This window comes from Phaeobacter sp. JH20_37 (genome assembly GCF_048056015.1).
GTDB classification, from domain to species: Bacteria; Pseudomonadota; Alphaproteobacteria; order Rhodobacterales; family Rhodobacteraceae; genus Phaeobacter; species Phaeobacter bryozoorum.
This window is the reverse complement of sequence record NZ_JAYMWW010000004.1, coordinates 50,418-63,536: the sequence shown is the minus strand read 5'-3', so window position 1 is coordinate 63,536 and position 13,119 is coordinate 50,418. Positions and strand designations below refer to the sequence as shown.

Here is a 13,119-nt window from a genome sequence, read left to right as displayed (position 1 = left end):
AAAACCCGCCCGGCATCAGCTGCCGGACGGGGTCGTCTGGATCATCATCCGTGAAATCGGATGGGGTCAGTGCAGATCGAACCGGTCGGCGTTCATCACCTTGGTCCAGGCTGCGACGAAATCCCTAACGAATTTCTCGCGGTTGTCATCCTGGGCATAGACCTCGGCATAGGCGCGCAGGATGGAATTGGAGCCGAACACCAGATCCACATTGGTGGCGGTCCATTTCACATCGCCGCTCTGGCGATCCGCGACCTCATAGACCTCATCGCCCGCCGCGCGCCAGACATTGCCCATGTCCAGCAGATTGACAAAGAAATCGGTGCTCAGCGCGCCTTCGCGGTCGGTAAAGACCCCATGCTTGCGGCCGCCATGGTTGACACCCAGCACCCGCAGGCCGCCGATCAGAACCGTCATTTCCTTGGCGGTCAGCCCCATCAGATGGGCCCGATCCAGCATCATCTCCACCGCCGAGGCGGCGAAATCGCCCTTCAGCCAGTTGCGGAAAGCATCGTGAACCGGCTCCAGCACCGCAAAAGAGGCAACATCGGTCTGCTCGGCGCTGGCATCGCCACGACCGGGGGCAAAGGGCACCTCGGTGGCGAAACCGGCAGCCTCGGCGGCGGCCTCAATCGCCACAGCTCCCCCCAGAACGATCACATCGGCAAGGCTCGCGCCGCTCTTTTCGGCAATCCCTTCATAGGTTTCCAGCACGCGACCCAGACGCTCCGGCTCATTGCCGACCCAGTCCTTCTGCGGCGCCAGACGGATCCGGGCGCCATTGGCCCCGCCGCGCAGGTCAGATCCACGGAAGGTCCGCGCGCTGTCCCAGGCGGTGGCGATCATATCGGCCTGCGACAGGCCGCAATCGCGCAGCAGCTGCCTGGTTGCGGCCACGTCATAGCCGGTGCTGCCAGCGGGCACATTGTCCTGCCAGATCAGATCCTCCTGCGGGGCCTCCGGGCCGATATACCGGTTGCGCGGCCCCATATCGCGGTGCAGCAGCTTGAACCAGGCGCGGGCAAAGACATCCGCGAAATAGGCCGGGTCCTTGTAGAACCGTTCGGAGATCTTGCGGTATTCCGGGTCCTTGATCATCGCCATATCCGCATCGGTCATGATCGGGTTGTGACGGATCGAGGGATCCTCCACATCCACCGGCTTGTCCTCTTCCTTGATGTTGACAGGCTCCCACTGCCAGGCGCCTGCCGGGCTTTTCTTCAGCTCCCAGTCGTAGGTGAACAGCAGGTAGAAATAGCCGTTGTCCCATTTGGTCGGATTGGTGGTCCAGGCGCCTTCGATGCCGCTGGACATGGTGTCGCGCCCATGGCCGGTGCCGTTGCTGTTGCTCCAGCCCAGACCCTGTTCGATCAGGCTGCCGCCTTCGGGATCATTGCCAATCGCATCGGCGCGGCCATTGCCATGCGCCTTGCCGATGGTATGGCCCCCTGCGGTCAGCGCCACGGTTTCCTCATCGTTCATCGCCATGCGTTCAAAGGTGATCCGCACATCCTGCGCCGTGCGCAGCGGATCCGGTTCGCCGCCGACACCTTCCGGGTTCACATAGATCAGGCCCATCTGCACGGCCGCCAGCGGATTGGCAAGCGAGTCACGATCCGCGCCATCCTCATAGCGCCCTGCGGCCAGCCATTCCTTTTCCGCGCCCCAGTAGACGTCTTTCTCCGGCGACCAGATATCCTCGCGGCCAAAGGAGAAACCATAGGTCGGCAAGCCAACGGACTCATAAGCAATATTGCCCGCCAATGCGATCAGATCGGCCCAGGACAGGCTGTTGCCGTATTTCTGTTTGATCGGCCACAGCAGACGGCGCGCCTTGTCCAGATTGACGTTGTCCGGCCAGGAGTTCAGCGGTGCAAAGCGCTGGTTGCCGGTGGTCGCCCCACCCCGGCCATCCGCCGCGCGGTAGGTGCCGGCCGAATGCCAGGCCATCCGCACCATCAGACCCGCATAGGTGCCCCAATCGGCGGGCCACCAGCTCTGGCTGTCGGTCATCAGCGCCGTCAGATCCGCCTTCAGCGCCTCAACATCCAGGGATTTCACCGCCTCGCGGTAGTCGAACCCCTCGGGCATCGGGTCGGTCTTGCGGTCGTGCTGGTGCAGGATGTCGAGGTTCAGCGCATTGGGCCACCAATCTGCCACACCGGCGCTGGTGTTGGTGTTGCTTCCGTGCAGAACCGGGCATTTTCCGCCTGTGTTTCCGTCACCTTGCTGCATGTTGTCTCTCCTGGGTCTTGGGTCATGACGCACCGGCATTCCTCCCTGACAATACGCCGGGACCGGGCCTCTCCGGGCAAAGGCTAGCAGTGGATCGTGATTATAAGAAATGATAAATCAGGATTTCTTATATAGGAAATAGCTATCAGAAATTCCCCGTCCCCTGCTGTCGCCCACCCTAGCACATGCCACCTGAGTCGGGGCGAGAACCTGATCGGCACAGCTTGCCTGCCTTCGCAAAACCGGATTAAAAACCGCAAGATGATAGACGCCCCCTATAACACCAGCCTCACCCTGCGACAGCTGCGCTTCCTTGTGGCGGTTGCGGATGAGCTGAACTTTTCCCGCGCCGCCGCCAGATGCTTTGTCAGCCAGCCGACGCTCAGCGTCGGCCTGCGGGAGCTGGAAGAGCGGCTCGGGGTCACCCTGGCAGAGCGCACCAAACGCTCGGTCATCCTCACCCCGGTCGGCGCCCAGATTGCCGAACGCGCCCGCAAGCTGTTGCAGGACAGCCGCGAGATCGAGGAGCTTGCCGCCGCGCAGGCCAGACCCGAGGGCGGCACCCTGCGAATGGGCGCAATCCCCACCATCGGTCCCTTCCTAATCCCCCGCGCCATGCCTGCGCTGAAATCCAGCTTTCCCGATCTGCAACTCTACCTGCGCGAGGAACTGACCGGCCAGCTGCTGGAAGGCGTCCACAGTGGGCGGCTGGATCTGGTGATCTATGCCGAACCCTATGCCGCCTCCGGGCTGGAAACCCTGCATCTGTTCGACGACGGCTATCACCTTGCCGCGCCGCCGCCCGCCTCTGACCTCAGCGCCGGGGCCGACACCGCCCTTCGCGGGGCCGATCTGGACGGGCGACAGCTGCTGTTGCTCGAACAGGGCCATTGTCTGCATCATCACGCGCTCAGCGCCTTTCCCGATCGCGATATCCAGCGCGACGACAGTTTTGCCGCCACCTCGCTCTCCACCCTGATCTCCATGGTGAGCGAGGGGCTGGGGATCACCTTGCTGCCCGATCTCGCGGTCGATGCCGGGGTTGCGGCGGGACAGGATGTGGTGATGACGCCGCTTGCCGATGCCTGCCCGCGCCGGGTGACCCTCGGCTGGCGGCCAACCAGCGTGCGCGCCGATCTGTTCCGCAAGATCGGCACCGTCCTGCGGCAGGCCCGCGGCTCGCTGACCGGCACATAGAGGGCGGGTAATTCCGCCGCAGCCCTGTCGCCGGATCTTACACCCGCCAGCCAAACCCGCTAGCCTGCCCGCAGCCTCTCCCGCAACCGGTAGAACCATGACCGCAGACAGACCTTCGCCCCGCCTGAGCCGCCGCCGCGCGCTGCAATTGACAGGGGCCGCCGGGATGCTGGCGCCACTGGGGCTGGCGGGCGCACAGCTCACCACCCCGGCCATGGCGCGGGCCAGCGCCCAACCCACGGCGGTGCCTCTGCCGATCCACATCCAGCGCGCCCGCTATACCATCGCCGATCAGCCCACTGATGACCTGATCTCGACCCGCCCTGACGGGCCGCCGCCGGTCATCCGCCTCAAACAGGGTCAGCCCTTTGCCGCGCGGGTCACCAATACCCTGCCCGATTACACGGCAATGCACTGGCACGGCATCCGGCTGGACAATGCCATGGACGGGGTGCCCTATCTGACGCAATTTCCCATCGGCGAGGGGGAGAGTTTCGACTACCACTTCACCCCGATGGATGCCGGCACCTATTGGTATCACCCGCATTGCATGACAATGAACCAGATGGCCATGGGGCTGACCGGCGTGCTGGTGGTCGACGAGGCCGAAGACCCCGGATTTGACGCCGATATTGCCCTGAACCTGCGCGATTTCCGACTGCGCCCCAATGGCGAATGGCTGAAGCTGTGGACTGCGCGCGGGGCGGCGCGGGCGGGCACCTTTGGCACCATCATAACCGCCAATTGGGACAGCGACCCGACCTATGAGGCCCCCACCGGCGGGCTGGCGCGGCTGCGGCTTGCGGCCACCGATACCACGCGGATCTACAAACCCTTTGTGCTGGGTGCCTCCGGTCAGGTGATTGCCGCCGATGGTCACCCACTGCGCGAGGCCATCGACTGGCCCACCGATACGGCCCCTGCCCTGCTGTCACCCGGCCAACGTCTGGATATCGCGGTGCAGATGCCCCGCATCGAAGGCGCCTATGTCGATGTGATGACCGACTTTCCCGGCGGACCCCGCCGTCTGGCCCGGATCCGCGCCACCGGTCCCAGCCTTGGCCGCGATCTGGCCGAGCTGCCGCCGCTGCCCGCCAATGACGTGCCTGAGCCGGATCTGACCAAGGCGCGCACCGAGGATCTGGTTTTTGGCTGGACGCCCGAAGGCGGCGCGCAGGAGAACGGTTATTGCGGCTCGCTGGGCTATAGCTTCTGGTCGATCAACCGCAAACCCTGGCCCGGTGACGCTGCCGCTCCCGACACCCCCGGCGCCGCCCCGCTGCTGGTGCTCAACCGCGGCGAAAGCGTGATCCTGCGGCTGCGCAATGAAAGCCCCAACGCCCATCCGATCCACCTGCACGGTCTGGTGTTCCGCCCGCTGCGGTCGAACCGGCGCAGCCTGCCGTCCAACTGGACCGATACCGCGCTGCTGCTGAAGGATGAAATCATCGAGGTGGCACTGGTGGCCGACAATCCCGGCGACTGGGCGTTTCACTGCCATGTGATCGAACATCAGAAAACCGGGCTGGCGGGCTATATCCGCGTGCTGGCCTGACCTCCCGGCTCCGCCCCTGCGCCGAGAGGCACGCGCCGGTGTGGCGCGGTCGCTCGATCGCTTGGTCAGGGAACGGCCTTAGCCGTTCAGCAATTGCCGCAGCGATGGCGTGCCGGAGGCATCGGCCCGTGGCACGATCCGGTAGCGCGCGTTGACAAAGCAGAACAGGCCAAACCCCAGAAGACCAAGGCAGAGGGCAATCACCAGCGCCTGGCCATAGGCTTTGGATTGCAGCCAGTCAAAGGCCGACCCCAGACCACCCGCCTCGCTGCGGGAGGAATAGGTGGCGGCCTGTACGATCAGCAGGCCGATGATGCCCACTGCAACCCCCTGCCCGGCCAGCCCGATGCGCAGCGCCATGTTCAGATGGCGGGTGACCGGGTTGCCCTGTAGATGGTCAAGGTAGCCCTGCGTCCAGGCCTTGTGCAGATAGTAGAAGCCGACGGCGATGGTGATCACCCCGATGATCCCCGCCGCCAGCTGACCCATCGGAGAGGCAAACAGCTGCTGTACGACGCCAGTGTCGCCACCGCCCCGGCTGACCCCAACCGCAACAATGATGGCAAGCGCGGCCAGCCCCAGATGCACCAGACCGGTGATGATCATCCCGGCCCTTGCCACCACTCCTTTGAGGTCGCTGCCATAATCTTCAAGATCCCAGATCCCGTCCACGGCCCTCCAGATGGCATAGGCCAGCATCGCCAGCGCGATCACCAGCAGCACCGCGATGCCCCAGCCGCTGCGAAACCGCTGCATCGTCTCGGCGGTGCCCTCCGCCTCTCCGCCATTCAGGATCGACCAGAGCGACAGACCCGCAACCAGCAGGTAGACCAGCCCGCGCCCGGCGTAGCCCGCCCGCATGATCGGCACGGCCCAGGCGAAATCACGGGCGGAATGATCGGTGGTGCGGTCTGCGGACATGGCGAGGGTTCCTGACGATGGTGCCTGCGGCATGGCAGGTGAAAAATGACAGCGGGCGGTCACGACCCCGGTGCGGCGGGTCGAGCAAACGGCGCGACAGATCCGACCGGTGCAGGATCCAGCGCCTGCGCTCCGCCCGCGCGGGCCGGTTGGGTCAGCATCGACAGCAGGATCAGGGCGGCAAGACCCGACAGCAGGACCGCCAGCAGCGTCCGCAGCAGGCTCAGCGCAAAGGGGTTGAATAGAAAATAGACCATGCCGAACCAACGCGGCAGACCGCTGTTGGTTCCCTCGCGCCCCCTGCCGGGACCGCGCTAGCTGTCGAAGGCCTCCGGCTCCAGCTCACGCCAGAAGGCGATGATGGCCGCAGCATTGAGCGCCGAGCGCCAGCCGTGCTGACGGAAATGCTCGCGGTCCAGATCGCTCTCCAGCCGCGACAGGAACAGCCGTTTGTCTGCGTCACGCTGGGTCGGGTTTCGCCGCGAAACCAGCGCCTCGACAGTTTCCAGATGCCGCGCCCGGTCCCGGCGGGCTGCGGCGCGGGCGTCAAAGGCGGCGGCCTCTGCGGCGGCCTCCGCCTCGCGTGCCAGACGGGCCTCGCGGATGCGGGCCTCCTCCTCGGCTGTGATCGGCGGCGGGGTTCCGGCCTCTGCTGTCGCGCTGTAATCGCCGTCAATCGCCGCCCGCAGATAGCCAAGCCGCGATTTCACCGCCCCCTGCCCGGCCACGTAATCCAGTTTCTGCTGAACGTAATCCGGCCCGTGTTCGGTGATCCATTGCCGCGCCAGACGGTCTGACACGCCCTGCCCGCGCAGCGCCTTATAGACCGGTTGCTGGCGCAGCCCGTCGCTGTCGTCGATCTGGAACATCGCCATCTGCGGATTTTCACGGATCAGGAAACGGATTTCGCTGACCGCGCGGCCTTTCTTGCGGGTCTGCGGCTCGATGATGATGTCGGAGGATTTATTGACCTCGGCCACCGCCGGTTTGATGATCTTGGCGTTGAGATGTTTGAAACTCTCGTAATAGGCGGAGCCATCCACCCCCATCAGCTTGCGAAAGATATCGAGCCCCCACCAGCCAGTCGATCCGGTGCGCACAAAACGATAGCAGTTTTCATAAAGCGCCAGCCCGTGACCGGAGCTGAAATTGCGCTGAATCTTGACGTTGATCAGGGCAAAAATCTTGGGGTCGTGCAGTTTCTTGGCCAGCTCCGGCGAATAGGCATATTCGCAGATCCCATTCTTCAGCTTGGCAAAGCTGAGCAGCGATGAGACGCCCCATTCCTGATGGCCCTGTTCGTCCAGCATGTCCCATTCGGCAACGGTTTCGGCCAGCGCCCGCAGGCTGGCGCGCAGACTGTCGATATCGTTGGAGTTATACCCCACCATCATCGCCAGAGTGCGCGCGTCGATGGTATGGCTGCGCGCCGAGGTCAGCGTGTCATAGGCATTGAGCAGCAGCACATTCGACAGCTTGCGCTGCAACAGCGTCAGCTTGCCGCTGATATGGATCGCGGCGACATTCTTCTTGACCGTTTCGCGGGTCAACGCGCCGGTCAGCCGCTCTGTGTCAAAGCTGGGCTCTGCCATGGAATCACTGCCTGTCATCATGGGCCTCAATTGCGCCATACCCTGCCACAAAAGGAACCTATGCGACAACCGCACATGGGTTCCTTTGTTATTGGGTCGGCCGACATTTGTCTTTGGCACCGGTTCCGGGCAGCGGCCACCGCCACGCCGAAAGGGACCCGTTCACGGGATCAATCGTGGCAAATGACGCCCTGTTGCGAATCGCGGCGATGCCCCATGATCGCATGATCCGACCCGCCGTTGCGCCGCAGAGGCCCAGAGCGCGCGCTGGGGGCGCAACAGGAATTTCCGCCAATCAGTGTCAAAAATGGCGCAACAGGCTCTGTTTTGTGGCTGTCATTCGGTCTAGCATCAGGCTGGCAGCACCTCTGACACCGGACTGCCGGTGTGCAGCGCCATCCTGAGAATCGGCGCCTTTTGCCCCGCTTTCAGGCGCCTGTTATCCCGCATACGGGTGCCTTTCATCCCGTGTTCAGGTGCCTCTTGTACCGGATGCGGGTCCCCAAACTGGGGTAACTGACTGTAATTGAATGTTAAACCGGAACCAAAGACTCTAAAGATTCTAAAAAATATAAACGTTTAGCTGTCATCTATTTTTGAGTTTTCCAAGGAAAAGCCGAACGTTTCGCGGCGAAACCGGGCCGAGGTGGATTGAAGCACCTGCAAAATTTGCCCTTGCGGGTCCATATGACCTAGGCAGCCTGCAAGATGTTCCCTATTCTCTGGCATATAAGCGCAAATAGAAAACACGCGCGATAACACGCATCCACATGCACCGAGATCGAGCCGCAACATGACATCGCCTCCCCTGCCCCCGTATTTCAATCTGGATCCCAAACAGGCCGCCGCCAAACTGCCGGATCCGATCCAGACCACACGGTTCGCCAAGGCCGCCGCCATGTGCACCAAAGGGCGCGAGGATCTGGCCCGGCGCGGTTATGCGCCCGACGGCGAAAAACGGCTGCGCAAATTCTCCACCTGGGAGATCACCCGCTATCTGATCCCGGTCGCGCCACAGCATCTGCGCCGGGTGTTGAAGAACCACCCCGACCTGCCGCAGGGCGAGGGTGAAGGCGGCTCCAAATGGTTCACTCTGGAGGAGGTGCTGGCGCTGCGGCGGCATTTTGCCTCCGAAGGGATCTCGACCAAGGAATATCTGCCCTACCGGCCCAAGGGCGTGCCGGCCAAGGTGACGGCGGTTGCCAATTTCAAAGGCGGCGTTGGCAAGACCTCGACGGCGGCGCATCTGGCGATGTCGGCTGCGCTGGATGGCTACAAGGTGCTGGTCATTGATCTGGACAGCCAGGGGTCGATGACCTCAATCCTTGGCGGCAAGGTTGAGGACGAATGGTCCACCGTCTTTCCGCTGATCGCCAAGGATTACGCCAAATCCGTGGTTGCGGAAAACGCCGTGCGCGCCGCCGCCGGAGAGCCGGAACTGCCGCTGGATGAGACATTGAACGAGGCGCTGCGGGTTTCGTCGCGAAACGTCATCCAGAAAACCCATTGGTCGAATATTGATCTGATCGGCGCGCAGCTGAACCTGTATTGGGCGGAATTCCAGATTCCGGTCTGGCGCATGGGGCTGCGCAGCTGGCCGCTGTGGGATGCGCTGAGCAACTTCCTCGAGCAGGAGGGCATTCTGGACGATTACGATATCGTCTTCCTCGACACCCCCCCGGCGCTTGGCTATCTGACCATCAACGCGCTGGCGGCGGCGGATATCCTGCTGGTGCCGCTGGGGGCATCGTTTCTGGAGTTCGACTCTACGGGTCGGTTCTTCGACATGCTTTATTCCACCTTCGCCTCCATCGAGGAGGGCGAGAATATGGCACAGCGCGCGGCGGGTTTGCCGGAAATTAAATTTGAATGGGATGTAGTGAGGGCGCTGATCACGCGCTTTGACGCCAGTCAGCAGACGGACATGGCGAATGTGATCCAGGCCTATTTCGGAGATTTCATGAACGCCTACCGTCAGGATGTCACCGCCCTTGTTGGGCAGGCGGGAGAACAGGTGAATGGTATCTACGAAGCAGACTATCGCGACTTCAACCGCGATACCTATGTACGCGGTCGCGAAACCTTTGATCGGACCTATGCGGAGTTCAAGGAGCTGCTCATCGGCAGCTGGTGGCGTGACACCCAGATGGAAGAGGCGGAGTAACATGGCAAAACGCAGACGGCTGAGCGCCCCGGACGCGTCCGAAATCGAAGCCATCGAGGAGGGTTTCGCCGCGAAACCCGGCATCAACCCCTTTGACCCGGCGCCCGGTGGCGTCCCGGCCAGCGCGCCGCCGATTGCCAAGGTCTCGGCCGAGGCGGCACAGCTGCGCGGGATGGCGGCGGTGGCGGATCGGGTCGAGATGGCCCGCGACAAGGCAGACGCCGAACGCTGGCGCGCGGCTGAGACTGCCGGGGAAACCGTGCTGCGCATTCCGCTGGCAGAGATTGACCGCGACTATCTGCGCCGCGACCGGATGCAGATCGACGAGGAGGAGCTGGACGAGCTGATCAGTTCTATCCGCGCCCATGGTCTGCGCAGCCCGGTTGAGGTGATCGCGCTGGACGATGGCTACGGTCTGGTGTCGGGCTTTCGCCGTCTGGAAGCCTATGCGCGGCTGAACCGGAGCGAAGACGGGTTTGCCGAGATCCCCGCGTTTCTGCGGCGGGGCGCGGACAGTGCGGGCGCCTATGTGGCGATGATCGAGGAAAACGAGCTGCGCGCCAATCTGACGCCCTATGAACGCGGGCGCATTGCGGTGCTGGTGGCGGGGCAGGGGGTGTTTGCCTCGGTCGAGGCGGCGGTTGAGGCGCTGTTTGCGGCGGCGTCAAAGGCGAAACGCTCCAAGGTGCGCAGCTTTGCCGCCGTGCATGAGGGGCTGGGCGATCTGCTGCGCTATCCCAATGCGCTGTCGGAGAAGGCCGGGCTGAAACTGGCGGCGGCGCTGCGGTCGGGCGGGCAGGGCGCCCTGCGTGCCGCGCTGGCCGGGGCGGATCCGGCGGATGAGCGGGCGGAATGGCGGCTTCTGGAAACCGCGCTGTCGGATATGGACCCGGTGGCGGAGGCCAAGCCGCGTGGCGGACGCCCCCGGCAGGTCACCCGGCTGGCCGCGCGGCGGCTGCAATCGGGAGGGGACCTGTCGGCTGAGGTGGCGCCGACGGCGGTGCGAATCGACCTCAAGGGCCGCAGCCTTGACCCCGCGCAGGTGGAGGCTTTGCTGGCATTGATCGAGGATACCCTGGACTGAGGGCTGCCCGGAATGGCCGCTCACCCGTCTGTTCTGTTCGCCCCAGCTGTCGACCTCGGCGGCTGGGGTGCTTTTTACGGGGATTAATGGGTAAAACTGTAGGTACCGTCCCGTTTTAACGATAGGTTCAGACATTTTTGGCCAGATGGGTGGCTTGAGGGGTATGCACAGCGGGACGGCACTTGCAGGTACTATTTACATTCACGATGCGGCGCCTGGCGGTATTGCTGTTCTTCGCTCTCGTCGGTGTTCCGACTCTGGCCAGCATGGGGCAGGCCGAACCGATCCGGATGACCTATGAGGAATACCCGCCCTATTCCTTTACCGATATTGACGGATATCCAAAGGGCGTGTCGATCGACCTGATGCGGCATATCGCCAGCGCGGCGGGGCGGGAGGTCGTGTTTCAGCCCAACACAAACCCGGCCGGTATGCTGGATGAGCTGCGTCTGGGCCGGGCGGATGTGACATCGCTTCTGGCGCTGACGCCGGAGCGGTTGAGCGCCGGGCTGGCCACGCGCACGCTTGGATCGTTTGAGATGCGGGCCTTTGTCCGCAAGAGCGATCAGCTCTACGAGCTGGATGATCTCGCTGGAATGGATATAGGCGTGGTCAGCGGCAGTTTCGCCGTTGACGGTGCCCGCCAGATCCCCTTCACCGAGATGGTCGAATTTGCCTCGATGGACACCCAGATCCTGCCGTTTCTGACCGGTGAGATTGATGTGGTGGTGTCAGGCCACAACAGTTTCCTGCGGCGGCTGCGGATGGCTGAGGTTGACGACCATGTCCGGGTGCTGTCACCGCCGCTGGTCAGCAGCCCCTATGGGTTCCTGGTGGCGCCGGGGCAGGAGGCGCTGCGCGATGAGCTGGACGCCGCCATCGCCGCAAGTGTTGACGCCAACTTGCTGCGCGATCTGGACAAGAAATGGTTTGGCCAGTCGCGCACGATCTGGGACAATATTCTGGTGCGCTGGGGCCTGCTGATCGGTGCCGTTCTGGTGGCGGTCATCCTGACGCTGGGCTATTGGTTCCATTATTATCGCAACAAATCCAATCAGTTGCTGAGGGATCGCGCTGGCGACCAACTGCTGGTTGAGGCACTGGATGAGGTGGCTGCGGCCATCGTGATCTATGATCACAACCTGCGGGCGGTGCATTGGAACCATGGGTTTGAACTGATCTTTCCCGGCATGGTGGCGGCCCTGAAAAAGGGCGCGACGATGCAGCAGATGATCGTGAAATCCTATATGGATGGCACCATCGAAAACCCCTACACCGATGCGCAGATTGCATCCCTTGTTGATCAGGTTGTTGAGGATCTGCAGCGTGGAAGATCCGAGCCACGGACAGTGCGCGCGACGGATGGCCGGGTGTTTCAGGCCCGTGATGTCAAGCTGGGGCCCCGGCATTTTGCCTCCCTGCGGGTGGATGTGACCCGCTTGCAGGAACAGCAGGATCTGATTGCCGCGCAGGCCCGGTCGCTGGAGGTGGTCAACGAGGATCTGCGCACCTTCTCCGCCATTGCGGCACATGATCTGAAGGCGCCTTTGTTCAGCCTGCTCAACCTGATTGATTTTGTGGCGGAGGACATGCAGGAAGCCGGGATAGATCTGCCCGACGGCGTCCGCTCCAACTGGGTTGAAATGGAACGCCTGTCGCAGCGGATGATGCAGCTGGTGCAGGATCTGCTGGTCTATTCCACCACCCATAGCGAGAGCCATCAGGCGGAGGTGATCGAGCCATCGCAGCGCCTGCATGAGGTGCTGGAACTGGCCGGACCGCGCGCCGGTTTCGAGGTGATCATCGAAGCGGGGATGCCGGAACTACAGGTCAATCCGATCGCCTTTGACATGGTGATGCGCAACCTGATCGCCAACGCCTTTCAGCATCACGACCGGGAACGCGGCCATGTGGTGCTGAGCGCGAAAACCGGTCCCGATGCGGTGACGATCTCGGTGCGCGACGATGGTCCGGGCATCCCGGAGGAACACCGCGAGCGGATCTTTGCCCCGTTCCACCGGCTGTCCTCCTCGACCGAAGGCAGCGGGCTGGGGCTGGCGTTTATCAAGAAAACCGTGGAGAGCTGGGGCGGAACCGTGCAGGTTTCGGCGGCCCAGCCTCGTGGTGCGGTCTTTGAGGTGAGTTTTCCTCGCCCCCTCGCGAAGGGTGGCGCCGCGCCGAAGCAGCTTGTCGGCTAGACCTGTTCCTGGCCAGCTGCGCGCCTGGGGTTCATAAATTCAGGCTCTAACAAAGGCATTACAGACCAATCCCTGCGGTTGCATTGACTCTTCTTCCGCGGGCTGGCTACACACGGGCTGACACCTGATCGGCCCGGCCTGCGTGCGGCGGCTGCATTAAGGACAAAATTGGG

9 protein-coding genes are annotated in these 13,119 nt (G+C 63.2%); 5 read left to right on the top strand and 4 right to left on the bottom strand.

Going from position 1 to position 13,119, the window contains the following annotated elements; all coding sequences use genetic code 11:
- Positions 1-66 precede the first annotated feature (66 nt).
- Positions 67-2,235, bottom strand: coding sequence for a catalase/peroxidase HPI (gene katG, locus VWZ87_RS01855; RefSeq protein WP_416535315.1), 2,169 nt, complete (start codon positions 2,233-2,235; stop codon positions 67-69).
- 261 nt (positions 2,236-2,496) lie between these two features.
- On the opposite strand from katG, the gene VWZ87_RS01850 reads away from it, so the two are divergent.
- Positions 2,497-3,432 (top strand): hydrogen peroxide-inducible genes activator, encoded by a 936-nt coding sequence (locus VWZ87_RS01850; RefSeq protein WP_340547780.1) that lies wholly within the window; start codon positions 2,497-2,499, stop codon positions 3,430-3,432.
- 97 nt (positions 3,433-3,529) lie between these two features.
- Positions 3,530-4,987: a multicopper oxidase family protein gene (locus VWZ87_RS01845; RefSeq protein ID WP_416535314.1), complete on the top strand. Its 1,458-nt coding sequence runs from the start codon at positions 3,530-3,532 to the stop codon at positions 4,985-4,987.
- Between the two features lie 78 nt (positions 4,988-5,065).
- On the opposite strand, the gene VWZ87_RS01840 is transcribed toward VWZ87_RS01845, so the two are convergent.
- From VWZ87_RS01840 to VWZ87_RS01830, 3 genes are read right to left on the bottom strand one after another with little or no spacing between them, the layout of a single operon-like run.
- Positions 5,066-5,908 carry a DUF1206 domain-containing protein gene (locus VWZ87_RS01840; protein ID WP_340547778.1) on the bottom strand — a complete coding sequence of 281 codons (843 nt, stop codon included), beginning with the start codon at positions 5,906-5,908 and terminating at the stop codon, positions 5,066-5,068.
- A 59-nt stretch (positions 5,909-5,967) separates the two neighbouring features.
- On the bottom strand, positions 5,968-6,165 hold the full coding sequence (locus VWZ87_RS01835) for a hypothetical protein (protein ID WP_416535313.1): 198 nt from the start codon (positions 6,163-6,165) through the stop codon (positions 5,968-5,970).
- Positions 6,166-6,222: 57 nt separating this feature from the next.
- Positions 6,223-7,500, bottom strand: coding sequence for a replication initiation protein (locus VWZ87_RS01830; protein ID WP_416535343.1), 1,278 nt, complete (start codon positions 7,498-7,500; stop codon positions 6,223-6,225).
- 793 nt (positions 7,501-8,293) lie between these two features.
- Here VWZ87_RS01830 and VWZ87_RS01825 point away from each other — a divergent pair.
- From VWZ87_RS01825 to VWZ87_RS01815, 3 genes are all read left to right on the top strand, one after another.
- A complete protein-coding gene (locus tag VWZ87_RS01825; protein WP_340547776.1) occupies positions 8,294-9,664 on the top strand; it encodes an AAA family ATPase in 1,371 nt (456 codons plus the stop codon).
- Between the two features lies 1 nt (position 9,665).
- Entirely contained in the window at positions 9,666-10,748 is a 1,083-nt protein-coding gene (locus tag VWZ87_RS01820; RefSeq protein WP_416535312.1) for a ParB/RepB/Spo0J family partition protein, read from the top strand.
- A gap of 182 nt (positions 10,749-10,930) precedes the next feature.
- Positions 10,931-12,946 (top strand): ATP-binding protein, encoded by a 2,016-nt coding sequence (locus tag VWZ87_RS01815; RefSeq protein WP_416535311.1) that lies wholly within the window; start codon positions 10,931-10,933, stop codon positions 12,944-12,946.
- Positions 12,947-13,119 lie beyond the last annotated feature (173 nt).

Bases quoted from the DNA above. Each gene is read 5' to 3' on its own strand.
- VWZ87_RS01845 (WP_416535314.1), top strand. From the start codon at position 3,530: ATGACCGCAGACAGACCTTCGCCCCGCCTGAGCCGCCGCCGCGCGCTG.
- VWZ87_RS01825 (WP_340547776.1), top strand. From the start codon at position 8,294: ATGACATCGCCTCCCCTGCCCCCGTATTTCAATCTGGATCCCAAACAG.
- VWZ87_RS01820 (WP_416535312.1), top strand. From the start codon at position 9,666: ATGGCAAAACGCAGACGGCTGAGCGCCCCGGACGCGTCCGAAATCGAA.
- katG (WP_416535315.1), bottom strand. From the start codon at position 2,235: ATGCAGCAAGGTGACGGAAACACAGGCGGAAAATGCCCGGTTCTGCAC.
- VWZ87_RS01835 (WP_416535313.1), bottom strand. From the start codon at position 6,165: ATGGTCTATTTTCTATTCAACCCCTTTGCGCTGAGCCTGCTGCGGACG.
- VWZ87_RS01830 (WP_416535343.1), bottom strand. From the start codon at position 7,500: ATGGCAGAGCCCAGCTTTGACACAGAGCGGCTGACCGGCGCGTTGACC.
- VWZ87_RS01840 (WP_340547778.1), bottom strand. From the start codon at position 5,908: ATGTCCGCAGACCGCACCACCGATCATTCCGCCCGTGATTTCGCCTGG.
- VWZ87_RS01850 (WP_340547780.1), top strand. From the start codon at position 2,497: ATGATAGACGCCCCCTATAACACCAGCCTCACCCTGCGACAGCTGCGC.